We start from the raw sequence: 23,460 nt of genomic DNA on the forward strand, positions 1-23,460 counted from the left end.
TAAAACTATAAATCTAGTTTTCAAACTATTTTTATAGTTTTAATTTTAAATATCTGTTTATCAGATTTTTAATTTACCTATGAGCCTAAAACATCAAATTGCCTTAACCCTAATTAATGGGGTAGGAACCTTAATTGCCAAAAAATTACTCTACCATTTCGGTAGTGCCGAACGTGTATTTAGCGCCAACCTCAAAGAATTGTTACAACTTGATGGAATAGGAAAGAAAACTGCCGAAGCTATTTTAAACACTAATGCTGTGGAGCTGGCAGCACAAGAACTGGAGTTTATCGAAAAGCACCAAATACAAGTACTCTGTCATGACGATGATAATTATCCGAAACGCTTAAAAAACTGTTACGATGCCCCATTGCTGCTTTACTACAAAGGAACGATAAACCTTAACCAGCAGCGGGTAATCAGCATTGTTGGTACTAGAAACGCAACAGCCTATGGTAAAATGCTCTGCAAGCAACTTACCGAAGTGCTAAAACCTTATAATGTACTTATTGTGAGCGGACTGGCGCACGGCATAGATGCGGCTGCTCATAAAGAATGCGTATTGGCCGAAGTGCCTACTATCGGAGTTTTAGGTCACGGTTTGGATAGAATTTATCCAGCGGCACATAGAGAATTGGCAGCTAAGATGCTAAAAAACGGCGGCTTGCTAACGGAGTTTCTGCCAGGTTCCAATCCCGACCGTGAGAATTTCCCCAAGCGCAACCGTATTATTGCTGGCATGGCCGATGCGACAATTGTAGTGGAGGCATCCATCAAAGGCGGTGCACTCATTACTGCCGAAATTGCAAATTCCTACAACAGAGATGTATATGCTTTTCCAGGAAGAGTGAATGATGAATTTTCCGAAGGCTGCAATTTCCTCATCAAAACAAATAGGGCGGGTTTGATTAATCATCCACAAGATTTGATTTATTACTTAGGCTGGGATGATGAAACCTCGATGAAAAAACAATCGGTACAAGTGCAGCTGCCTTTAGATTTAACGAAGGATGAAAGAACAGTTTGCGAAGCACTTTTGGCTTCTCCATTAGCCATAGATGAACTTTTTGTAACTACAAATATTGCTCAAAGCAAATTGGCTATTATCCTACTAACTTTAGAAATGAAAGGAATTATTGTGGCTTTGCCGGGCAAGTTATACAAGTTGGCTTAGCTGCCACAGATGCACAGATTTTATATCTATAAATAATTAAGAATTTTTTAAGATATCTGTGCATCCCGTATTCGGGACAAGTACTGTGGCTAATAAATACGTTATGCCAAATTTATAGCATATTTAGTATATCATTTTTGTAGATTATAAAACTAAATTCCGTTTCTGCTTCTTTTGTGAAATTTAATTTTAAATAAATATTAATCACGAAATACTTGTTGCTGTTCGCTATTTTTGTAACATGTGGTATAACAATATATTAGAAACCATCGGTAATACGCCATTGGTAAAATTGAACAACATTGTAAAAGATATTCCGGCAACGGTATTGGCGAAAATAGAAACTACCAACCCAGGTAACTCTATTAAAGACCGTATGGCTATTAAAATGATAGAAGAGGCGGAGAAAAGTGGAAAACTTAAACCAGGTGGTACTATCATTGAAGGTACTTCTGGCAACACAGGTATGGGATTGGCAATGGCTGCTATTATTAAAGGTTACAAATGTATTTTTACCACAACCGATAAACAATCTAAAGAAAAAGTAGATGCTTTGCGTGCTTTTGGTGCCGAAGTAATTGTTTGTCCAACCAACGTAGAACCAGAAGACCCACGTTCTTATTATTCTGTTTCTTCTCGTTTAGAGCGTGAAGTGCCAAATTCTTGGAAACCCAACCAATACGATAATTTAGCGAACTCTCAAGCACACTACGAGCAAACTGGTCCCGAAATTTGGGAACAAACAGAAGGAAAAATTACCCATTTGCTTGTTGGTGTAGGTACAGGCGGTACTATTTCTGGCACAGGTAAATATTTGAAAGAGAAAAACCCTAACATCAAAGTTTGGGGAATTGATACTTACGGTTCTGTTTTCAAAAAGTATAAAGAAACGGGGATTTTCGATAAAAATGAGATTTATCCATACATCACCGAAGGTATTGGAGAGGATTTCTTGCCAGCAAACGTGAATTTCGATGTCATTGATTTATTTGAGAAAGTAACCGATAAAGATGCAGCGTTAATGACCAGAGAAATCTGTCGCCAAGAAGGAATTTTTGTGGGTAACTCTGCAGGTTCGGCAGTTGCTGGCTTATTGCAGCTAAAAGACAAACTGAAGCCAGAAGACGTGGTGGTAATTATTTTCCACGACCACGGTAGCCGTTACATGGGTAAAATGTACAATGAAGATTGGTTACGTGAACGTGGTTTCTTAAAAGATGAAAAGTTAACGGCCCGCACCATCATCGGCAAGAAAGAAAATGCAGAAATTGTAACCATCGATTGTGAAAAAACTGTTTCTGAAGCATTTAATACCATGAGTACCTTGAACATTTCTCAAATTCCAGTTACCCAAAAAGGAATGTTGGTAGGTAAATTAGAAGAAAGCGATATTTTAAGTGCTTTGCTAGAAAACTCAAGTGTAAAATCGGCAAAGGTAGAGAGCATTATGGGGGCAACTTTCCCGTTTGTAGATTTGAATACATCTATTGATAGGTTATCATCCTTAATTAATAAAGATAATAGCGCAGTTTTAGTGGAGCTGGAAGATGGTAAATTTGATATTATCACGCAGTATGATATTATTAATGCGATAAAAGGGTAGAATTACCGAACGTAATATTATTGAAGGCTTACATAGTTTATGATTTTATTCTTAGCTTGTGTAAGCTTTTTGCTTTATTTTTTGATTATGCCAAATCGTTTATTTAATTTGAAAAAAATAAACCAAGTCAAAATCTTATGAAAACAACGTTCTCCGTGAACGCCACAAAACTACTTGTCGGCTTAACAAAATTTACCTTTTTAATTTTTATCGTTTTCCTCTTCAACTCCTGTAAGAAAGAATTATTACAAGACAGCGGTGGTGCTGAAATAAGGGCTGCTTCGGGTAAGGTTAGCCTAAAGAAGATGAGCTACCAAAGCTTTCTTTCTAAAGTTGATGTTGCCAGTACAGGCACACTTGGGCAATTACTTACAAAGGCTCCCGATGGGAACAGACAAATTAACAGCACTTCTTTTGGTATTCTTTCTGGATTTTCCATCTCTGCCGATAGTGTTGATGTACTTAAGGTAGGCGATACCTTAAGCTATGTACTTAGTATAAAACATGGTGCCGAGCGCTCTGCTACTTTTTACAACCTTACCATAGCGCAACATGGGGAAAATGTACAGGCATTTGTCACCACCTATAAACCCAGCAAGAACTGGATAGACCAAAAAAGAAAAGGCATGTTTGTGCCATTTACGGGGAAAATAGGTTTCTCCCGTGTTTCTTTTGAAGGGAATGGGAGCGGTACGGTAGGTAATAGGGCTATTCAAACAGGTTGGGAGTGCGAAACCTACACCGTTTACTATAGGGTTGATTATCCATGTATTGGTGAGGGTTCCGACCAGCATTGGCCTGATGAAACTTGTCAGTTGGATGGTAAGCCTGGAGCTCCTTATAGTGAGCTGGTAGCAAGTTTACAAACAGATTGCTCTTATACCGGCGGTTCCGGCACTCCGGGCACTCCTGGCGATGGAACGGGTGGAGGCAACAACAATGGCGGAAATAATAACAATGGCAATAATAACGGTAATACTACACCTATACCGCCTCGCGATTATAGACCATGTACCGCATTTTCTGATACTGGTGAAGAATATGCTATTCCGTGTGAAGATAATGGTACTGGATTGCCTTTAACTGCACTGGAGCAATTGGTTGAAGATTTGGATGTTACAAATGCTACCCAAATGAGTTTTCTTGCTGCAAACCCTGATTTGGTAACACAATTACAAAATTATCATAATGCAAATGGTAAATCTTTGGAGAGTAAGGATTTTGTAGGTTGGGCAGTGGCGTATTTGACGGTTAGTCCATCAATAAATATTAATCAATTTTTAACAGAATTCTTTCCAACGGGTACAGAACTTGTGGCAGATCCAAATGGTAGTTGGACAGACCCTGATAATGAAATGTTGGTTGACCTAGACCAAACTGTTTACCAACAATATCAAGATAACCAACCTTGGCCTACTATTTCTCCCATAATTAACTATGAAAAATTTGTACCCAATAGATATATTCCAGGCACTAATCCACCAGTGATTGAAAACTGTTTTGTTTTAGCAAAGGAGCAATTAGCTAAAAAAGGTTACACTGTTGGAGGTTATTATGTAAATTCCCCTCAAATATTTCAAGCTTACCAAGGAACTTCAGTAAACTTGATAAAGGCACGAGAGGGAATCAGTTATATAATGAACGCCCTATCTAATAGTATTCCTGTACTTGTGGGAGTCGATGTTAGGGCTGGATCATCAAACGCCGATAATACAACAGATCATTTTATAGTAATTGTTGGTATGGGAACTGACAACAAAGGTAAATATTTTCAGTTCTATGATAGTTCTACTAATTATGCTTGGCTGGGAGCAAGTAAAGAGAATAAATTGTATTTCGACTCAACTACAGGAAAGATTTCTGGAAAAACTAAAAGTCAATATGCTAATTTAACAGGGCATCATGATTTTGTCGTTACGCAAATAAGAAAGAGCATTAAAAAATGATTTTTATGAAAAAAATATTTTATATCATTATTTTCGTTGGAATTTCTTTAAATATAAATGCACAACAGACGCCACGAGATTCGATTAATCAAAGTATTATTAGTCTTTTAAAATGGCATAAAGTTAATCATCTTCATGATTCTAGTCCTAAACATTATACTCTTATAAAGGAATTGGCTGTATCTAAAAAATTAAAAAAGCGAGTAGTAAATAAAGTAGGAGTTGAAAGATATCTAGACTTTTTGAGATCAAGTAATTTTTTTTCAGAAACATATTTAAATAACTTGCGAGGATACTTTTATGAGATAGATAAAATTTTAAAAACAAGTCCACCTGTTAGTGTTGGAAGTATTGTAAAAATAGATGGCCTTGATCTAGATTTTATTCTCCAAACTTTTGAGCCAGAGCAAATTTTAGTTCACATTGATGAAGGGAAATTGGAGGAAGTTCTAATTATCGAAAATAAAGCAATCGCAAAGTTTAACATTTCTCAGACTTATACCAAAATGCTCTTTACCCTAACTAGGGAGAAAGGGAATTGGCTAATAGATTATATAGGCTGTTATCAATAACGGCTGGTTAAGGAATATCCTTTCCCAACTTGTTTAAGTGTTACGCAAGGCGACTTAAATCTAACGATGAACTGAGGACTTCACCTGGTAATAGTAGTAGTTAGGAAATAATGTAGCAAAAACAAGCAGGAGCTATATTTCGGTCTGGAGACCTTGGTTTACAAAGAAGGTTTAAATGATCTTTCAGAACACTTAAACCAGGGGGAAACCGTTTCTGAAGCTTTTAATACCATGAGTACCTTGAATATTTCCCAAATTCCAGTAACACAAAAAGGAATGCTGGTTGGTAAATTAGAAGAAAGCGATATTTTGAGTGCATTATTGGAAAACTCAAGCGTAAAATCTGCAAAGGTAGAAAGTATTATGGGAGCAACTTTTCCATTTGTAGATTTAAACACCTCAATAGATAGGTTATCATCCCTAATTAATAAAGATAATGGTGCCGTTTTAGTAGAACTAGAAGATGGCAAGTTTGATATTATTACGCAGTACGATATTATTAATGCGATAAAAGGGTAGAATTAGAAAATGTGATATTATTTCGAAGGCTTACATAATTTAAGATTTTATTTTTGAAATGTGTAAGCTTTTTGTTTTATTGTTTGATTATGCCAAATCGATTATCTAATTTAGTTTTAATCAAACAATTAACTAAATTATGACAACGTTCTCCATGAATGAAGCAAAATCATTTGCGAGCGTGTTAAAAACACTATTATTTTCCATTTTAGCGATCTTTATTTTCAACTCTTGTAAAAAGGAGATTTTAACTGCTGAAATTCCGGTATCTCGTCCTGAAGTTGTAGGACGAGTTAGTGTCAAAACTATCGATTATAGGCAGTTCCTCTCTAGTATACAGCTGAAGGGTACGGGTAAGCTGGAGGAAGTGTTGAACAGCACTCCGAATGGCAGTAGACAAATTAATACTTCTTCAACAAATATTCTTTCTGGGCTTGCTATTGATGCCGATAGCGTTAAAAGGTTAGCAGTCGGCGATACCGTGAGTTATATACTTAGACTAAGCAACAAAGGTTCTAAGTCGGCTATGTTTCACAATTTAACCTTACAACAGATTAATGGTGTTACAAAAGCATTTATTACCACTTACAAGCCTACTAAGTATTGGATTGATAATTGGAAGAAAAATAGGTCTGTTGAATTTAATGGGTTGATAAGGCATATGCCTATTGATCTTAATGGCAATGTAAACACACAAAATAAGAATGATACAAGACAGGTGCAGTCTTCAATATGCACATCTTATACGGTATATATTTTTATTGATAGGCCCTGCACCGGTACAGGTGATAATATGCACTGGCCAGGAGAGCCTTGCCAAAATGATGGTGGTCCTGGCGCTCCCTATGTTGATATGATTATGAGCATAGCGTATGAATGTGGCGGTGGCGGTGGCGGTAATGGAGATGGTGGTGGAGGTAGTAGTGGTTACCCGCCTAATAACACTACACCTACACCACCTGAGAATTATGATCCCTGCAGTGCATTTTCTGATACGGGAGAGGAGTTTTTAATTCCATGTAGCGGAGATGGAAATAGTGGGCAGCCCCTAACTGCGGCTCAACAATTAATTATACAATTGGAAATTGCTGACGCACATCAAATGAATTTGCTGAATAACGACGCTATGTTGGTATTACAATTGCAAAGCTACCTCAACGCTAATGGGAACTCTATAGATAGCAAAAACTTTGCAAGTTGGGCGGTGGCGTATTTGACTGTTAATACTGGATTTGATTATCATATCTTTTTTGATGCTAATGAATTTTCTGGAATAAATAATCCTCCTGCTAATATTACAGAAGAACCATTAATAAATAATGGAATAGAAATTGGCAATGTACCTGACAATGCTCCTCAAAACCAGAATAGAGTAATTGGTAGTGCTCCAAAAAGACATGGTAATAACCCAGAAGATTTGCAATATGGAACAAATGGAAATACGGCAGGTATTTTTTCCACACAAATAAGCCTGCCCACACAGACGTTATTCAGTAACATGAGGGATCTAATGTGGAAAACTTCTATTCTTAGTCCAGAAATGCGTACGGTAACAGGTTTAATGATTGATAGATTTGAAAACAACATTGGAGGTACTTTTGAAAATGCCACACTTACAGCCCACGTAAAACAATCTGTACAGTATCAAAATTTTTTGAGAAGATTTGGAGAACGTTTAAGTGGGGAATTAACTGAAGTAAATGGCAATATTGATAATGTAATCAAATTAGAAACTAATGATATTAGACCAATATTTAATAGCGGTTGGAATAAATTTTCAGGGTTACAGATAGCCATTAACGACACCGAAGCACACGAAATAAAATTGCTTAACTTTAAAACTGAAGGTGGTGTGTTATGGTCTGCAGATGTAGAAGTAACCATAATTGACCATTTTGGTTTGGATAAAGCAGACGCCTTGAAATATCAAGCAAAGCATAGGGGCTTTGCGGCTTGGTGGTTGTTGCAACACACTAGGGCCTATAAGCCATTTGTAACCAAAGTTGTAATTAAAAGTAGTGTTGGGGGCAGGTATTAAAAATTTAAATAATTATGAAAAGAAATATTTTTATTTTTTTGTCTTTATTCGCTTTGACGGCTTGTGAGCAAAAGTCATTGGAGTTTGAGAAACTCGAACAATTCTCAAAGATTGATACGATAATGGACAATGGAATACCTTATTATTATAGAAAAGACCTCTACATTGTTAAAAATTATAAAGATAATCTTAAGAATGAGAGAACAATAGATAGTTTTGCCTATAAAAATAAAATTTTAGATACCATGTACGCAGAATATAAAATACTCATGTACAACCATTCAAATGAAACAAATATTGAAAATTTGAAGAATAATCCAAAAGACTTTGATAGATATACATTTGTTAATGACCAAATGTTCATGTATGTATGGAGTAAAGGTAGATGGTCAGGGAAATTCAAATTTAATGGTCTTGAAATGACAAGGGGGGAGGAAATGATAAGGGAAGATTAAGGTTCGCTTTGGTGCTTGGTTGGTTGTTGCAACACACTAGGACCTGTAAGCCATTTGTAACCAAAGTTGTGATTAAAAGTAGTGTTGGGGGCAGATATTAAAAATTTAAATAATTATAAAAAGAAATATTTTCATTTTTTTGTCTTTATGCGCTGTCTTAGTAGAACTAGAAGATGGTAAATTTGATATTATTACGCAGTACGATATTATTAATGCGATAAAGGGATGAATTGCAAAGAGACTTACGAAGTTTTCGAAACTTCGTAAGTTTTTAATTTCTACAAATAATTATCCTTCGTAACCTCCCAGGTCCAAGGTTTTTTAAAATCGTTTAACGTACGCGGCTGACTAAAAACCAGAATATCTTCGTCGGTACTGTTAATGATATTGCGGTTAAATATACTGCCTACCACTGTTTTGATGGTTCTATCGACAAAATCATACTGCTTATCCACCATTTCGCCACTGTCTTTATGATAGTACACATTATTGGCTGCTACCAAATTCCATTGTTTTTGCTGGTATGCAAATTCGTAGTTCAATTTCCAGCGCCAATCGTTACCGCCTTCAAAAGAAAGTGCCAATTTATTGCTATCAATGCGCATTCCTTTTAAGGGATCACCCATTTTACCGCCTTCTTCAGAACGTAAAATGAAATTGTTGTTTTGGGCAGCTAAACGATATTTATTGCCAGTTTTAAAGTAGATGGCTAAAATTCTGGGCTTTTGCGTTTCGCGAATAAGCTCTATTTCGTAGTTCCCGTATGCCCTGTCTTCATCTACTGCAGTATTGTATTCTAAAATGATTGCGAGGTCTTGTAGCTTGTCATTATTCAAATCACCAAAAGCTGTATCAATAATCTTCCAGTTTTTTGGGCTGAGGTCATTGAGTGTATCGCCCTGTGTTACAAGCCTGGGAAAATTGAATTTTTGTGCAAAACTGGGGTTCGCCACCGAAAGTAACAGAAAAAATATCAGCCATCTCATGCCATACCAACGCTTAAAATACTATTTTAGCATATTAGTACGCTCAATACTTAACCACATAGTCACATAGCTTATAACTTTTATATTCTATGTGTCTATGTGGTAAAGAAAAGAACCAAAATATAATCAACCTATATGGATTTGACATTTAATAAAAACGAAGATTATAATAAGCAGCAGGTTTACGAGCTGAAAATGAAACTCAAAAAAGTTCATTTGGGCGGTGGAGAAAAAAGTGCAGCAAAACAAAAAGAAAAGGGTAAACTGCTAGCAAGAGAAAGAGTTGATTATTTGCTAGATAAAGATAAACCTGTAATTGAAGTTGGTGCTTTTGCTGCCGAAGGAATGTACGAAGCCGAAGGTGGTTGCCCAAGTGCAGGCGTAGTAGTTAAAATTGGCTATGTTTCGGGCAGGCAATGCGTGGTGGTGGCAAATGATGCTACAGTAAAAGCTGGTGCTTGGTTTCCAATGACAGCAAAAAAGAACCTTAGGGCACAAGAAATAGCGATGGAAAACCGTCTACCGATTATCTATTTGGTAGACAGTGCAGGTGTTTATCTGCCTATGCAAGATGAAATTTTCCCCGATAAAGAACACTTCGGACGTATTTTCAGAAACAATGCCATCATGTCTTCAGAAGGAATCGTTCAAATCTCTGCCATTATGGGTTCTTGCGTAGCTGGTGGCGCTTATTTGCCTATCATGAGCGATGAAGCAATGATTGTTGACGGAACTGGTTCGGTATTTTTAGCGGGTTCGTATTTAGTGAAATCGGCCATAGGCGAAGACATTGATAATGAAACTTTGGGCGGTGCTACAACGCACTGCGAAATTTCGGGCGTTACCGATTACAAACATCCTAACGACCAAGCTTGTTTAGATAGTATTCGAAACATCATGAGTATGTTAGGTGCGCCGCAAAATGCCGGCTTCGATAGGATTAAATCGGCTTTGCCAAAACTAAACGAAGAAGATATTTACGGAATTTTACCTGATAACCGCGAAAAACCTTTTGATATGAAGGAAATTATTCTGCGTTTGGTAGACAATTCTGAGTTTGAAGAATATAAGGAATTGTACGGTCAGAGTTTAATTTGCGGATTGGCTCGTATAGATGGTTGGGCCGTGGGAATTGTGGCCAATCAGCGTAAAGTGGTAAAGTCGAAAAAGGGGGAGATGCAGTTTGGCGGTGTAATCTATTCAGACAGTGCCGATAAAGCCAGTCGGTTCATTATGAACTGCAACCAAAAGAAAATCCCTTTGGTTTTTTTACAAGATGTTACCGGTTTCATGGTAGGCAGTAGATCAGAGCAAGGCGGCATTATTAAAGATGGTGCTAAAATGGTAAATGCTGTTTCCAATTCGGTGGTACCTAAATTTACCATTGTAGTTGGCAACTCTTACGGTGCTGGCAACTATGCCATGTGCGGTAAGGCTTACGATCCGAGGTTGATTTACGCATGGCCAAGTGCTAAAATTGCCGTAATGGGTGGTGCACAAGCAGCAAAAGTATTGTTACAAATACAAGAAAGTGCACTTAAAGGTAAGGGTGAGACGTTAGCAGAAGACAAGCGAGATGAATTGCTAAAACAAGTTACGGATAAATACAATGCGCAAACCACACCATATTATGCGGCATCGCGTTTATGGGTTGATGGTGTGATAGATCCTCTGGAAACGAGGAAGGTAATTTCGATGGGTATCGAAGCTGCTAACCAATCGCCCATTCAAAAACCTTTTAATGTTGGAATTATTCAAACCTAATGATATGTTAAGATTTAATTTATTGATGTTCTTGGTATGCTTTGTTGTAATAAATGCTTTTGCACAAGCAAAACCTATTTATTTTACTGGTAACCGCATAACTACAGATAAAGATAGAGCGACTTCGTATGGTGTTTATGGAAAGTTAAGTGGCGAAGATTTATGGGTGTTGAAGAGATATGACCTAGACGACAACCTGATGTTTTCTGGAGCTTATAAAGATGAGCAGTTGACTAAGCCTCAAGGTAAATTTATTTTTTATAGTAGTATTTACGATTATAACTATCAGAATTTCACCAACTTTAAAAATCCAACAACAGATAGATACATTTCGCAACAAGGAGAATATGTAGATGGTTTGGAAGAAGGTAAGTGGACAGATTATTTTCCTGATGGTGCCATAATGGGATATCGTACCTATAAAAATGGTAAATTGGATGGAGAAACCGCTTTCTTTAACCATAAAGGAAGACGCTTATTTGTAGGACAGTACAAGTTTGGACTTAAGACTGGAACGTGGTACGATCTGAAGAAAAAAGTAAAGGATGTTTTTGAGGATGATAAATTGATCAGTACCACTAAACTAAAAAGGTCAGAAATTTTAGAGATCGAATAAAATGAACATATCGTTTTCAATAAACCAAAAATTTACAATCAAAACTCTGCTGTTATTAACTTTTGTCGTTTGTTTCGAAAGCGCAAGTTTTGCTCAAAATTCGGCTAAAATCCATCAAAAGGCTATAATGATTGATACCCACGGCGATATTTTATATAATCAAATTCAATCTGGGATCGATATTGGTCAACTGCAAAGCACAGGTAATTTTGATTTGGTTAGAGCCAAGCAAGGCGGTCTTGATGCGCAAGTTTTTTCTATTTGGTGCGATGAAAAAGGTGGCTTCGACTTAGCTAACCGTCAAATCGACTCTTTATATGCTTTAATTAAGAGATATCCCGAAAAAATCACTTTGGTGAACAACGCACAACAGTTAGAAACTGCGGTTAAGCAACAAAAATTGGCTGCGCTAATTGGCGTAGAAGGTGGCCACATGATAGAGAATGATCTTGGTAAGCTGGAAGCTTTGGCCAAAAGAGGCATGATCTATCTTACGCTAACTTGGAATAACAGCACGCCGTGGGCAAGTTCTGCAGCGCAGGAAACCAAAGGCGAAATCGCTATGCCGGGTTTAAACGACTTTGGAAAATCGGTGGTGAGAAAGCTAAACGAATTGGGTGTTTTGGTAGATTTATCTCACGTTGGCGAACAAACTTTTTTCGATGCGATTAATCTTTCTACAAAGCCAGTTCTAGTATCACACAGTTGTGTTTATGGTATTAATCCAGTGCCGAGAAACTTAAAAGACGAGCAAATCAAAGCTGTTGGAAAAAATGGTGGGGTAATCTCCATCAATTTTTACAGTGGCTTTTTAGATCCAACTTATTCTGCAAAGCAGCAAAATTTTTTGATTAAACATAAGCCAGAACTTAAAACACTAAGCGAAAAATATGGTAGATCTAAAGCGATAGATACGTTGATTTCAATGTACAAAGATGAAGCAGATGCCAATAGACCAAGAGTAGAAAGAGTGATAGATCATATCGACTATGTGGTTAAATTAATAGGTGTAGATCATGTGGGCATTGGTGCCGATTTTGATGGCGCTGAGTCTTTCCCTCAAGGGATGGATAGCGTAGCTGATTTTCCTAAAATAACCGAAGCCCTTGTAAAAAGAGGTTACAGCGAAGCTGATATCCAAAAGATTTTGGGCGGTAATTTTATAAGGATATTGAAAGCGAATAAAGGGAACTAAATTGGTTAACTGTTTAAATCGGTTAACCGGTGATTGATTACTTGTCAATTTTTTCAATAGCCTACTTTCTAGTAAAAGCGATTAACCGATTTAAACAATTCATCAGTTAACCCAACTACTGAATTATCTCCACAATTTCATCTTTCTCCACAAGTGTTGCGCTTTAGCGCTTAAAACTTAAATTTGCATCACAAATTACACACAATGTCACAACAAGAAGAACTAGAGCACGTAGAGTGCCTTATTATAGGATCAGGTCCAGCAGGTTATACAGCCGCAATCTATGCAGCTAGGGCCGATTTAAAACCAGTAATGTACACTGGCATGGAAATGGGCGGTCAGTTAACCCAAACTACAGATGTAGATAACTTTCCGGGCTATCCTAACGGAATTATGGGGCCAGAAATGATGGAAGACTTTAAAAACCAAGCAGAGCGTTTTGGTACTCAAATTCGTTTTGGTTATGTAAGCTCTGTAGATTTCTCATCATTGCCTCACAAAGTTACTGTAGATGAAAGCAAAACTATTTTAGCAGATACTGTAATTATTGCCACTGGCGCTAAAGCAAAATGGTTGGGTTTGCCAAGCGAGCAACAATATAACGGTTTTGGTGTATCTGCTTGCGCCGTTTGCGATGGTTTTTTCTTTAAAGGACAAACCGTGGCTATTGTGGGCGCTGGAGATACCGCTGCAGAAGAAGCAACTTACTTGGCAAAGCTTTGTAAAAAAGTATATATGTTGGTGCGTAGAGACGAGTTCCGTGCTTCAAAAGCGATGGTTCACCGAGTACTAAGTACAGAAAACATCGAAGTACTTTACGATACACAAACCACAGAAATTATCGGTAACGGTAAAAATGTAACTGGCGTAAACGTATTTAACCATAAAACAGAAGAAGCTAGGACTTTAGATGTAGAAGGATTTTTTGTGGCAATTGGTCATAAACCTAATACAGATATCTTTAAAGGTTGGCTAGATATGGACGATACTGGTTATCTTCAGACCGTTCCAGGCACTTCGAAAACAAATATAGAAGGTGTATTTGCGTGCGGCGATGTGCAGGATAGTATTTACAGACAAGCTGTTACTGCAGCTGGTTCTGGCTGTATGGCAGCACTTGATGCAGAAAGATATTTGGCGGCCAAAGCTGATACTAAATAAGCTTATCAATATTGATATTTTGAAACCTTTCTAATTTAGTTTAGAAAGGTTTTTTTATGTTTTGAGTTATTTTCTTTTGACTAAACGTTTAAATATTTATCTTGTAATCCGTTAGGTGACATTAAACCTAAAGCTCATAATACCAAACCATAAATTAAACCAAAAAGAATGAAAAAGTTGTTTCTAACAGCTGTTGCAGCATTTATACTATCAAGTTCAAATGCGCAGACTGATGTTAATTTGGGGATCATACCTGCTCCAGTAGCTATTCAAAAAGGAAGTGGAACTTTCGCTTTTGATAAAACAGTGGTAATCCTAAGTGCCAATCCTAAAAATGCTAAAATTGCAGAGACGTTGAAGTCTTTTGCTGCCACTAAAGGACTAAATCTACGTGTAGTGCAAACACTTGCTGCTGGACAAAAAGCTATAGAAATTACCAGCGTTGGAGCAGATCAGCTGCCGAGCGAAGGCTATCAAATTAAAGTAAGCGCCAATAAAATTAAGTTGATAGGAAAAGATGCAGGCTTGTTTTATGCTTTGCAGTCGTTAATGCAGCTAACGCCAGATAAATCTACAGATGGCAAAATTCATATTCCAAACGTAGAAATTAATGATTATCCGCGTTTCAGCTACCGTGGTTTACATTTAGATGTTGGTCGTCATTTCTTTCCCATGTCATTCCTTAAAAAATACATCGATGTAATGGCAGCCTATAAATTAAACAACTTCCATTGGCACTTAACCGAAGACCAAGGTTGGAGATTGGAAATCAAAAAATACCCAAAACTTACTGAAGTAGGAGCTAGCAGAAACGGAACAATTATTGGTAATTATCCGGGTAGTGGTGGTACTGATAATGAAGTTTATAAAGGTTACTACACACAGGCAGAAGCAAAAGAAATTGTAGCTTATGCTGCGGCAAGGTACATCAATGTAATTCCTGAAATCGAGTTGCCAGGTCACGCTTCGGCTGCAATTGCGGCTTATCCAGAGTTAAGCGTGTTTCCAGATAGGGACACCTACATCGGTAAAGATTGGCCTTGGTCTGGTTCTAGAACTGGCAAGCAGGTGCAGCAAACTTGGGGCGTTTTTGATGACATCTTTGTGCCTTCAGAGAATACTTTCAAGTTTTTAGAGAATGTATTGGATGAAGTGATTGCTATTTTTCCATCAAAATATATCCATATTGGTGGTGATGAAGCTCCGAAAAAATACTGGAAAGAGTCTGAATTTTGTCAGCAGCTCATTAAAGAAAAAGGTTTGAAAGATGAACACGAGCTACAAAGCTATTTCATCCAAAGGATAGAAAAATACTTGAATGGCAAAGGTCGCTCTATTATTGGATGGGATGAGATTTTAGAAGGTGGTTTAGCGCCAAATGCTACCGTAATGAGTTGGAGAGGAGAGAAAGGAGGCATAGAAGCTGCGCAACAAAACCACGATGTATTGATGACGCCTAGTACCAATGGTTTGTACTTCGACCATAAGCAATCTGTAGCAGAAGATGAACCCCTAACGATTGGTAGAAAAGGAAAAGGTTTTGCGCATTACAGCAAAGTTTATAACTACGATCCAGTTCCTGCTGTGTTAACCGAAGATCAAAAGAAATATATCAAAGGTGTACAAGCAAACTTATGGACAGAATACATCGAAACACCTGCTAAAGCAGAGTATATGTTGTTTCCGAGAGTGTACGCTCTGGCAGAAATAGCTTGGACACCTTTAAACAGAAAAGACATCAAAAATTTTAGTGAAGAGCGTTTGTCGTTACACTTGGCTAAATTGGACAAAACTAACACCAATTACTGGGTACCACCAGCAGTTGGTCAGCCAGACAAAGCTGTTAATGGCGAAAATCACGTAGTTGAGTTGAAATCTCCAATAACAGGTGCAAAAATTTACTACACTTTAGATGGGTACCGTCCATCAGAAAATGCAGCTGAATATAACGCTCCTTTAAAAATTAATGTCCCACAAGGACAACAAAAGGTGTTGAAAACAATTGTAATTACGCCGAGTGGAAAAAGAAGTATAGTTGCCGAAACAGTATTCAATAATGGTGCTGTAGAAGCAAAAGTTAAGTAACTTATAATCGTCATTTCGACCGAACGCAGTGAGTGGAGAAATCTTTGACCTAAAATTTAAAGATTTCTCCACTACGCTCGAAATGACGATCGACCAGAAATATTACCAAATTAATCTTAGTGTTCTTTGTGCCTTCGTGGTTATTAACAATATTTTATGTTGCAAAAAATCAGTAAAACGTATAAATTGGCATTCTAAAATTTACAACAAATGGTTTTGAAAGATTTATTAAAATCTGCATTCGCAATTGTAGCGGTGTCTATGATGATGGTCGCTTGTACTAATAACGATAAACCTGCCGCTGTAGAACAAAAAGTGGTAGAAACAACAAAAGCTCCAAACCCTTTTCCATTCTATAAAAGCATTGAGATAAAACCTGGTTACTATTTTGAAGTAGTGAGTTGGGGTAAGGGTGTAGATAGCGTTGGCGGTTTTTTAATTCTGATGTCTGACTCCACGAAACAAAATTATAAGTCTATTTCTGTTGAAAGACAGGGGATTATTACCGATGCTTGGAACATGGATTTAGATAACGATGGCAATCCAGAAATTTATGTGCAAACTTTAGTGCGCAAAAACGTGGCCGACGTTAATGTATACGAATTCAATAACGACTTCAATAAAATTAGTTTTCCGGGTGTTAGCAGCCAAAAAGGTTATCAAGGAGATGATAAGTTTTTCGTAAAACACGGAGAGTTATTCAGGTCAGTGCCAATTGTTCAAACTGATAGTGGCAAAACCACTACTTTAGTGAAAACATTGAAATATCGTTTGTCTGGCAACAGCTTTTCTTCTTCGGAAGTAAAACCTCGCGAAGAATAAAGTTTTTGTTTAGCTCATTTTTGGAGGAGATGGAGGATCGAATTAAAACTTCGCTAACTCTTGTTCAAAAAACGCATCCCATTTTTGTTGCACTTCTAAATCAGAGCCGTGTTTGGTTTCTTTGTCATAACGTTCTTGCATATCGTTATAAAATTTAGATACGTCTTTAGCTGTCTTATCTACCAAACGCTTATAGTTCTGTATGGTATAGCCTTGGTTTTTCAAGATCTGCTCCCCATTTTTCAATAAAAGAAAGTTGATGTAAACATGCCCTTGTTCATGGTTTAGCAAGGTCTTGCTTACATTTCTATTTCTAATTTTATCTCGCTTCACCCACGATCTATTCGCATCTACACCGCCCAAAAAATTAAAATCAATTTGTAAGTTATTGCCTCTAATAGTTGAACGGTAGCCATACTGCCAAATAGTACTGGTAACGGCAGCGTAGTTAGAGTTCGGATCTGGAGTAGCTCTAAAGTGGGTATCCCAATCTAATCGCTCGGGAGCGATACGTTCATGTGGTGTAAAAGCGAGCGCAGTTACACAAATAAAAACTAAGGCTATGTTCTTTAAGGGCATCATTTAACCATACAAGAACGAAAGTTATGCCAAATTATTCTATGTCTTTAAATTGATTACTAATTCTTTCAAATTTTTCTATCAGCAATGCAATTCTTTCCTTGTCTCTCTTAATAACAGCCTTCCTTAAAAGGGTAGAACAGAAAATTACCCAGCCAAAGCTCAAGAACAAGATCAAAGCCTGTAGCCAAAGTTCAAAATTTGGTAATATCTCGAAAAAGTAAAGCCCCATTCCCAACGATAATGCAATGGCGTAGAACCAATATAATCTGTTGTAAAGTTGGTGCCTTTGTAATTGATAAATCTTAAGGTTTTGCAGAAATATGTTAGGATTCTCGGTGAAATCGTTTTTGGAAATCACCCTATGGTTAAAGTATAATATCACTGTGTATACTGTAACAGCCAAAATAATAATGCTAATACCTATGTGGGTTGCTATGGAAGTGAAATCATACAATAGCCAAACCGCTGCAACGGCAATAATTGAAAGAGACATGCCAAGAATGTTCAGTAGCGACTTGGTGCGGATGGCACCCACATCCTTTTTCGCCTGCTTGAGCATATCATCAGCAGATATTTTTACATCAACCGTATGCTTAGCCCATAATGCTTCTATGTGATTAAATTCTTGCATGTTGATTGTATATTTCAGTAAGTTTCTGTTTAATGCGATGTATTTTTACCCTTAAGTTACCCTCACTAATTCCCGAAATTTCAGCAATTTCATTATAAGGCAATTCGTCCAATACCATAGTTATAATTAGACGGTCGTTCTCTTCTAGTTGCGAGATAGATTTATACAAAAGAGCAACCTGCTCATTTTTTTCAGAATATTCCTCAATTTTATTTTCTATGATATTGTCGGTAAGCTCATCTTTGGCCTGTCTTTTTTCAGAACGTAAATAGGTTAAACATGTATTTACTGCAATTCTGTAGATCCAGGTAGATATCAACGATTTGTTTCGGAATTTATCCAGATTTTGCCAAACCTTTAAAAACGTCTCCTGCAAAAGATCGTTCGCCGAGTCTGCATCGCCTGTGTATCCATAACACAAGTGAAATATCTTCTTTGAGTTTTTATCGAAAATTTCTTTAAAAAGCTGATCTTTTCGGTCCATTTAGCGTTTTTATATGTCTATTAGAATAAGGTAACATTAAATTGTTACACCATAAACGGTCGCTAAAATAATAAATGTTTGTGTGCTAAGCGCAATTATTTATTTTTGTCGGTCTAGCTACATCAGAAAAAAGTTTGATGTAGCATGATAAAAGCAAAAACCAAAGTAACCAAATAGAATAATGTGTCTTTGTAAAATAGATGCAGCAACAAACAAAAACTAAATGAAGAAATCTAAGATAGGCTTAATCACCTTAATTTTTATCACCATCGCAGTAGCGCTTACTTTATTAAAGGAATTTAATATCGTAGATATTCCAGAACAAATCATGATGTCGGCACGTTGGGGAGTTGCTGTAGTAATGGTGGTTTATGCCATAATTAAAAGAAACCTCACCACTTGGATATTGGTTTCTATGCTTTTAGGCATTTTTGTTGGGGTAGATTTTCCAAATTTCGCCGCTGCGCTACAACCGCTGAGCAAAGGCTTCATTAAATTGGTTAAAACCATTGTAGGTCCAATCCTTTTCGGAACTTTAGTTTACGGTATAGCAGGTCACTCAGATTTAAAGCAAGTGGGCCGTATGGCTTGGAAGTCGATGCTGTATTTCTTCTGCGCAACCTCTTGTGCTATTTTCATTGGTTTGGCGGTTATCAATATCACCCATGCAGGTGTTGGTGTAGATATTAAAAGTATGCCTCATGAAGAGTTACCTACAGTAAAAACTGCCGATGCAGCTTTAGAGCACTTGCCAGATCATGTACACGGTGTCTACAAATTTACGCACTTCTTTTACGAGCTTTTTCCGGAGAATATCGTAAAATCAATGTACGAGAACAAAGTGCTTCAAATTGTAGTGTTTTCTGTTATTTTCGGTATCGGATTGGCAATGGTAGAAGAGAAAAAGCGAAAACCGATGGTAGAATTTGCTGAAAGTCTGTCAGAAGTGATGTTCAAATTCACCAACCTCATCATGTATTTTGCGCCAATAGGTGTAGGTGCAGCTATGGCTTACACTGTTGGTCACTTGGGCGTAGATATCTTGAAAAATTTATTCATGCTCTTAGGCTCTTTATACATTGCGCTGATCGTTTTTGTGCTCTTGATATTTGTGCCAATCATGATCTTCCTTAAAATACCAATTAAGAAATTCATCCAGGCCGTAAAAGAACCAGTTTCCATCGCCTTTGCAACCACAAGTTCTGATGCTGCTTTGCCAAAAGCAATGAGCAATATGGAGCGATTTGGCGTTCCACGTAAAATTGTTTCTTTCGTAATACCAACAGGTTACAGTTTTAATTTAGATGGTACTTCGTTGTATTTGTCATTAGCTTCTATCTTTGTAGCGCAAGCTGCCGGCATGGATTTAAGTGTTGGCCAGCAATTGGCAATTGCATTTACCTTAATGATTACCTCTAAAGGAGTTGCTGCTGTACCAAGAGCATCGTTAATTGTACTTATTGCAACGGCAGAGCAATTCGGTTTACCAGTGTTTATCATTGCTGCAATTTTAGGTATAGACGAGCTAATGGATATGGCTAGAACTTCGGTAAACGTAATTGGTAACTGTTTAGCAACAGTGGTTATTGCCAAGTGGGAGGGGGAGTTTGATGAGCAGGCTCCAGAGAAATTTATTGCCGATTAATACATTATGAGTTCCAGAGCTAAAAAGATTTTTTTAATATTAAGTGTAGTAGTTCCTTTTGTTATTTATGGTGCCATTTATTATGCACCAATGATTAGGAATGCACCATTTCAAGAAAAATATTTTGTATCGTTAGAGTACAGCTGGGGAACAGGCGAAAAATTAGAAAACAGCTATAATTCGGCTACTGGCGAGTTTAAATATCTCGATAAAAAAGACTCGCTTATCAGCAGCAATATAAAGCTTAGTGTAAGAGATATCAAATACTTAGATAGCATAGCCGATGTACAAGGTTTTTGGAACCTGCCAAGTATTGTAGCCAACAACCAAGACGATCTAAAAGATCCTCGTAAGCTGCGCTATGTTATCAAATTCAATTACCAAAAAAAATCTAAGGAAGTAACTTATTTGCCTAGTTTTAGCGGTAATGAGCGGATGAAAGCTGCCATAAGTAAAATGCAAAAGGAAATTGAATTAACACTCATCGATAAAGAGAACGAGGCAAAATAATGAATGCTAAGCAGAAAATGATTTTAAAGCTTGCTGCGGTAGCATTTATTGTTATTGTGGGTGGTTACTACATTATGAAAGTGCGCAGTGGAGGCGAAAAAGCGGCATCTTTTGTAAGTTTAACCTACAAGTGGGGCATGGGCGATACTTTGCAAAACAGTTACAATTCTAAAGCTGGCGACTATCAGTTTTTAGATAAAAGCGATCAATTGGTGAAGGTTAATTTCAAGCTCAGAACCAATAACATCATTTTTTTGCACAGCAAAATTAACCAGGGAGATTTACTGCAAGTTCCAGATACAATTGCTAATCCGCAAGCTAATTTAAAAGATCCAAAAGTGTTACGTTACGAATTTCAGTTTGTTTACGACGACACCACTAAAAACATCGTTTACCTCACCAATTACGATAAAGACCCAATCATAGCAGGTAAGGCTAGCGCACTGCAAAAGGTAGTTCAGCAGATCATAACCGAAGCCGAAGACCGCTTTGTAAGCAAATAATATAATTTTTTGAAAAGCAGTTATCCTGCTACTATCTTCCGAAAGTCCCGTTTTTCGCTATAATCTTTTTGTTTCATCGCTATCTGCTCACTGTCATGCTGAGTTTATCGAAGCATCTATGCAGTCCCGTCAACCATAACAAAAAGTATTTCCGCTTCAACCGGGTTTAATAAGCAACGCCTGTTTTTCAAATTCACATTTCCCAGAAAAACGCTTCTTTTTCGTTCGCTAAGTTAACGTTGGCGATATCTACGTTAGTTAAATATATACTTAAAATACTGCTGTAAAGCTAATTCAGCTGCCTCTGTAACATTCCCAACTACCTTTGTTGTTAAAATTCTCAGAAAAATTTGCTTCGTAATATTATTTGTATAAATTTGGTCAACCAAATATTGGTCAACCAAATTTAATCCATTGTATGAAAAGGCAAAACCTGCTTTATATCGTATGCATCTGTTTTTTTGGATGTGCTTGCAGCAAGCAAAAAACTGCACCTGCAGAAAAGGAAGTAATTGCTGACAATGGTAGTCAGACAACTAACACCCAAGGCACCACATTAAGCGCTAATGGTACAACAGATACTTATCAATTAATCAATAATGTATTTGGCGGTACTGGCGATGTGATTGAAGCTCCAGATTGTAGCCACACATCTTTTGGCAAGCATATCACCCAAGTTTATGACAACGATTTGAAACGCCAGGTTTTCGCATTCCATATCCATCTCACACCAGATAATGACAAATGTGAAAATTCGGACAGACAGCGTAACGAAATTAAAACTTACGATAAATCTCCAGAAAGTCTAAAAGCCAGTAAAGATGAAAAAGTGCTTTACAAATGGAAATTCAAATTAGATGCCAATTTTAAGCCATCAGGCGATTTTACACACATCCATCAATTAAAACCTATAGACGGCGATAACCAATTGCCAATTATTACACTTACTCCTCGATATAGGGCGGCGGGTGATGTAATGCAGGTAATCCATACTGGAGAAACCGATGCTACTTCGCAGAAGTATATTGTGCAAATCCCTTTGAGCGATTTCAAAGGACATTGGGTAGAGGTAGTGGAGAGAGCTACTTTTTCTTTCGATGGCAAATACGAGATCCAGATCAACAGAATTAGCGATGGAAAACTATTGGTAAAGCAAGCCTTCACCAATATAGAGATGTGGCGTAAAAATTCTACCAGTTGTCGCCCAAAATGGGGTATCTACAGAAGAACCTTACAACCAGATATGTTGCGTGACGAAACCGTTTGGTTCAACGATTTTAATATCACCGAATACTAACCTTAACCATTAAAATATGATCAGGAAATTTTTTGTACCATGCACTCTCGCTATTCTTTTTTCAGCTAATACAGCTCTTGCACAGCAAGCTGCACCAGTAATTAATTACGATTTTGGAGATAAAGAAGCTTCGTTTAGCCCTAATCCGGGAGCATCTTCTACTTCATTTTTGCCCAAAGTAGCCAATATCAAAGCTGCCAAAGTAAGAGTGCGTACTGCCTCTGACGGTACTGGAGCTTTTAATTTGGTAAAAAGTGGTGCTGATTTTCTAAAAGGAGCAGGGCTGGAAGTAGTAGCAGGAACAACGACCAGTAAATTTTCTATCTACAATTTGCCAACAGAGGGTATTACTAAAACGAGTTTCAATATAAAGATGGATGCAGCCAATGCAGGGCAGTGGGTATTTGCTAACGGTACATCCGAAAATTCAGATGATCTATTTCAGGGTAATAGCGGTATTAGAGAAACTTCAACAGAGGTTTTTGCAGGTTTAAGATGGAGCCTATCAGCCGCTAATGAAATTAATTTCCACTACCGTAACGGTGCTAAATGGTCTACGGTAAAAGGCGCTTCGCTTGTAAAAAACACCGACTACCTCATAGAAGTGTATAGCAACAACGGTGCTGAGGCAAAAAAATATACTAAAGAAGCAGAGCAGACTTTAAATGTAGGTACCTACCATGTATGGATAAACGGTAAACGCATACCCGTCGAATTTGTATCTGCTGGGCTAGAGACTGGTAAAAACCTAAATGGTTTTATCATCTATGGTGTTACACCCAAAGGTAACGATACCATGGCGAAAGCTTGGATAGATAATCTGGAAATTAACGGCAATTTATAATCAGAAATAATTGGGAGAGCTTGTAAAA

Annotated in this window: 22 protein-coding genes; 18 read left to right on the forward strand and 4 right to left on the reverse strand. The window is 37.4% G+C overall.

The genetic code is table 11. The annotated features are described in order from the left end of the window. The first annotated feature begins 79 nt into the window (after nt 1-79). The 7 genes from dprA (at nt 80) to REI64_RS00840 (ending at nt 8,307) form a co-directional block, all read left to right on the forward strand. Nucleotides 80-1,174: a DNA-processing protein DprA gene (gene dprA / locus REI64_RS00810; protein ID WP_308848177.1), complete on the forward strand. Its 1,095-nt coding sequence runs from the start codon at nt 80-82 to the stop codon at nt 1,172-1,174. A 241-nt stretch (nt 1,175-1,415) separates the two neighbouring features. Continuing rightward, on the forward strand, nt 1,416-2,777 hold the full coding sequence (locus REI64_RS00815) for a pyridoxal-phosphate dependent enzyme (RefSeq protein ID WP_308848178.1): 1,362 nt from the start codon (nt 1,416-1,418) through the stop codon (nt 2,775-2,777). Between the two features lie 137 nt (nt 2,778-2,914). Next, complete coding sequence (locus REI64_RS00820) at nt 2,915-4,723, forward strand: hypothetical protein (RefSeq protein ID WP_308848179.1); 1,809 nt, start codon at nt 2,915-2,917, stop codon at nt 4,721-4,723. A 5-nt stretch (nt 4,724-4,728) separates the two neighbouring features. Continuing rightward, a complete protein-coding gene (locus REI64_RS00825; RefSeq protein WP_308848180.1) occupies nt 4,729-5,295 on the forward strand; it encodes a hypothetical protein in 567 nt (188 codons plus the stop codon). A 153-nt stretch (nt 5,296-5,448) separates the two neighbouring features. Then, the gene (locus tag REI64_RS00830) at nt 5,449-5,814 is read left to right on the forward strand and encodes a CBS domain-containing protein (protein WP_308848181.1); all 366 of its coding nucleotides are present in this window, start codon (nt 5,449-5,451) and stop codon (nt 5,812-5,814) included. Between the two features lie 139 nt (nt 5,815-5,953). Beyond that, nucleotides 5,954-7,852 carry a DUF3289 family protein gene (locus REI64_RS00835; protein WP_308848182.1) on the forward strand — a complete coding sequence of 633 codons (1,899 nt, stop codon included), beginning with the start codon at nt 5,954-5,956 and terminating at the stop codon, nt 7,850-7,852. 14 nt (nt 7,853-7,866) lie between these two features. Beyond that, nucleotides 7,867-8,307, forward strand: coding sequence for a hypothetical protein (locus REI64_RS00840; protein WP_308848183.1), 441 nt, complete (start codon nt 7,867-7,869; stop codon nt 8,305-8,307). A gap of 278 nt (nt 8,308-8,585) precedes the next feature. Here REI64_RS00840 and REI64_RS00845 read toward each other — a convergent pair whose 3' ends face one another. Continuing rightward, entirely contained in the window at nt 8,586-9,293 is a 708-nt protein-coding gene (locus tag REI64_RS00845; RefSeq protein ID WP_308848184.1) for a hypothetical protein, read from the reverse strand. A gap of 135 nt (nt 9,294-9,428) precedes the next feature. Here REI64_RS00845 and REI64_RS00850 point away from each other — a divergent pair, with 135 nt between their 5' ends. The 6 genes from REI64_RS00850 to REI64_RS00875 all read left to right on the forward strand — a co-directional run bounded on the left by REI64_RS00850 (nt 9,429) and on the right by REI64_RS00875 (nt 16,936). Further along, nucleotides 9,429-11,057, forward strand: a complete 1,629-nt coding sequence (locus REI64_RS00850) for an acyl-CoA carboxylase subunit beta (protein WP_308848185.1) — start codon at nt 9,429-9,431, stop codon at nt 11,055-11,057. A 4-nt stretch (nt 11,058-11,061) separates the two neighbouring features. Further along, entirely contained in the window at nt 11,062-11,673 is a 612-nt protein-coding gene (locus tag REI64_RS00855) for a hypothetical protein (RefSeq protein WP_308848186.1), read from the forward strand. Between the two features lies 1 nt (nt 11,674). Continuing rightward, entirely contained in the window at nt 11,675-12,868 is a 1,194-nt protein-coding gene (locus REI64_RS00860) for a dipeptidase (protein WP_375141985.1), read from the forward strand. Between the two features lie 204 nt (nt 12,869-13,072). After that, nucleotides 13,073-14,029 carry a thioredoxin-disulfide reductase gene (gene trxB, locus REI64_RS00865; protein ID WP_308848187.1) on the forward strand — a complete coding sequence of 319 codons (957 nt, stop codon included), beginning with the start codon at nt 13,073-13,075 and terminating at the stop codon, nt 14,027-14,029. 168 nt (nt 14,030-14,197) lie between these two features. Then, nucleotides 14,198-16,114 (forward strand): family 20 glycosylhydrolase, encoded by a 1,917-nt coding sequence (locus REI64_RS00870; RefSeq protein WP_308848188.1) that lies wholly within the window; start codon nt 14,198-14,200, stop codon nt 16,112-16,114. A 210-nt stretch (nt 16,115-16,324) separates the two neighbouring features. After that, nucleotides 16,325-16,936, forward strand: coding sequence for a hypothetical protein (locus REI64_RS00875; protein ID WP_308848189.1), 612 nt, complete (start codon nt 16,325-16,327; stop codon nt 16,934-16,936). Nucleotides 16,937-16,978: 42 nt separating this feature from the next. Here the strand turns inward: REI64_RS00875 and REI64_RS00880 are convergent, their stop codons facing one another. The 3 genes from REI64_RS00880 to REI64_RS00890 are packed head-to-tail and all read right to left on the reverse strand — an operon-like array spanning nt 16,979 to nt 18,633. Continuing rightward, nucleotides 16,979-17,515: a DUF922 domain-containing protein gene (locus REI64_RS00880; protein ID WP_308848190.1), complete on the reverse strand. Its 537-nt coding sequence runs from the start codon at nt 17,513-17,515 to the stop codon at nt 16,979-16,981. Nucleotides 17,516-17,549: 34 nt separating this feature from the next. Next, nucleotides 17,550-18,149: a hypothetical protein gene (locus REI64_RS00885; protein WP_308848191.1), complete on the reverse strand. Its 600-nt coding sequence runs from the start codon at nt 18,147-18,149 to the stop codon at nt 17,550-17,552. Next, on the reverse strand, nt 18,136-18,633 hold the full coding sequence (locus REI64_RS00890; protein ID WP_308848192.1) for an RNA polymerase sigma factor: 498 nt from the start codon (nt 18,631-18,633) through the stop codon (nt 18,136-18,138). The genes REI64_RS00885 and REI64_RS00890 overlap by 14 nt, the downstream gene beginning before the upstream one ends. Nucleotides 18,634-18,856: 223 nt before the next feature. On the opposite strand from REI64_RS00890, the gene REI64_RS00895 reads away from it, so the two are divergent. The 5 genes from REI64_RS00895 to REI64_RS00915 all read left to right on the forward strand — a co-directional run bounded on the left by REI64_RS00895 (nt 18,857) and on the right by REI64_RS00915 (nt 23,432). After that, nucleotides 18,857-20,278, forward strand: coding sequence for a cation:dicarboxylate symporter family transporter (locus REI64_RS00895; protein ID WP_308848193.1), 1,422 nt, complete (start codon nt 18,857-18,859; stop codon nt 20,276-20,278). Between the two features lie 6 nt (nt 20,279-20,284). Beyond that, entirely contained in the window at nt 20,285-20,788 is a 504-nt protein-coding gene (locus REI64_RS00900; RefSeq protein WP_308848194.1) for a hypothetical protein, read from the forward strand. Continuing rightward, nucleotides 20,788-21,291 carry a hypothetical protein gene (locus REI64_RS00905; RefSeq protein WP_308848195.1) on the forward strand — a complete coding sequence of 168 codons (504 nt, stop codon included), beginning with the start codon at nt 20,788-20,790 and terminating at the stop codon, nt 21,289-21,291. The genes REI64_RS00900 and REI64_RS00905 overlap by 1 nt, the downstream gene beginning before the upstream one ends. A gap of 418 nt (nt 21,292-21,709) precedes the next feature. Next, nucleotides 21,710-22,588 (forward strand): heparin lyase I family protein, encoded by an 879-nt coding sequence (locus REI64_RS00910; protein WP_308848196.1) that lies wholly within the window; start codon nt 21,710-21,712, stop codon nt 22,586-22,588. Nucleotides 22,589-22,604: 16 nt separating this feature from the next. Further along, on the forward strand, nt 22,605-23,432 hold the full coding sequence (locus tag REI64_RS00915; RefSeq protein ID WP_308848197.1) for a hypothetical protein: 828 nt from the start codon (nt 22,605-22,607) through the stop codon (nt 23,430-23,432). Nucleotides 23,433-23,460: the final 28 nt, after the last annotated feature.

Origin of the sequence: Pedobacter sp., assembly GCF_031119335.1 — a bacterium.
In the GTDB taxonomy this organism is placed as follows: Bacteria; Bacteroidota; Bacteroidia; order Sphingobacteriales; family Sphingobacteriaceae; genus Pedobacter.

Excerpts from the sequence above, each read along its gene's own strand:
- REI64_RS00895 (WP_308848193.1), top strand. The coding sequence starts at position 18,857 with ATGAAGAAATCTAAGATAGGCTTAATCACCTTAATTTTTATCACCATC.
- REI64_RS00870 (WP_308848188.1), top strand. The coding sequence starts at position 14,198 with ATGAAAAAGTTGTTTCTAACAGCTGTTGCAGCATTTATACTATCAAGT.
- REI64_RS00850 (WP_308848185.1), top strand. The coding sequence starts at position 9,429 with ATGGATTTGACATTTAATAAAAACGAAGATTATAATAAGCAGCAGGTT.
- REI64_RS00890 (WP_308848192.1), bottom strand. The coding sequence starts at position 18,633 with ATGGACCGAAAAGATCAGCTTTTTAAAGAAATTTTCGATAAAAACTCA.
- REI64_RS00835 (WP_308848182.1), top strand. The coding sequence starts at position 5,954 with ATGACAACGTTCTCCATGAATGAAGCAAAATCATTTGCGAGCGTGTTA.
- REI64_RS00855 (WP_308848186.1), top strand. The coding sequence starts at position 11,062 with ATGTTAAGATTTAATTTATTGATGTTCTTGGTATGCTTTGTTGTAATA.
- REI64_RS00845 (WP_308848184.1), bottom strand. The coding sequence starts at position 9,293 with ATGAGATGGCTGATATTTTTTCTGTTACTTTCGGTGGCGAACCCCAGT.
- REI64_RS00905 (WP_308848195.1), top strand. The coding sequence starts at position 20,788 with ATGAATGCTAAGCAGAAAATGATTTTAAAGCTTGCTGCGGTAGCATTT.
- REI64_RS00875 (WP_308848189.1), top strand. The coding sequence starts at position 16,325 with ATGGTTTTGAAAGATTTATTAAAATCTGCATTCGCAATTGTAGCGGTG.
- REI64_RS00815 (WP_308848178.1), top strand. The coding sequence starts at position 1,416 with ATGTGGTATAACAATATATTAGAAACCATCGGTAATACGCCATTGGTA.
- REI64_RS00840 (WP_308848183.1), top strand. The coding sequence starts at position 7,867 with ATGAAAAGAAATATTTTTATTTTTTTGTCTTTATTCGCTTTGACGGCT.
- REI64_RS00820 (WP_308848179.1), top strand. The coding sequence starts at position 2,915 with ATGAAAACAACGTTCTCCGTGAACGCCACAAAACTACTTGTCGGCTTA.
- trxB (WP_308848187.1), top strand. The coding sequence starts at position 13,073 with ATGTCACAACAAGAAGAACTAGAGCACGTAGAGTGCCTTATTATAGGA.
- REI64_RS00825 (WP_308848180.1), top strand. The coding sequence starts at position 4,729 with ATGAAAAAAATATTTTATATCATTATTTTCGTTGGAATTTCTTTAAAT.
- REI64_RS00880 (WP_308848190.1), bottom strand. The coding sequence starts at position 17,515 with ATGCCCTTAAAGAACATAGCCTTAGTTTTTATTTGTGTAACTGCGCTC.
- REI64_RS00860 (WP_375141985.1), top strand. The coding sequence starts at position 11,675 with ATGAACATATCGTTTTCAATAAACCAAAAATTTACAATCAAAACTCTG.
- REI64_RS00885 (WP_308848191.1), bottom strand. The coding sequence starts at position 18,149 with ATGCAAGAATTTAATCACATAGAAGCATTATGGGCTAAGCATACGGTT.
- REI64_RS00910 (WP_308848196.1), top strand. The coding sequence starts at position 21,710 with ATGAAAAGGCAAAACCTGCTTTATATCGTATGCATCTGTTTTTTTGGA.
- REI64_RS00900 (WP_308848194.1), top strand. The coding sequence starts at position 20,285 with ATGAGTTCCAGAGCTAAAAAGATTTTTTTAATATTAAGTGTAGTAGTT.
- REI64_RS00915 (WP_308848197.1), top strand. The coding sequence starts at position 22,605 with ATGATCAGGAAATTTTTTGTACCATGCACTCTCGCTATTCTTTTTTCA.
- dprA (WP_308848177.1), top strand. The coding sequence starts at position 80 with ATGAGCCTAAAACATCAAATTGCCTTAACCCTAATTAATGGGGTAGGA.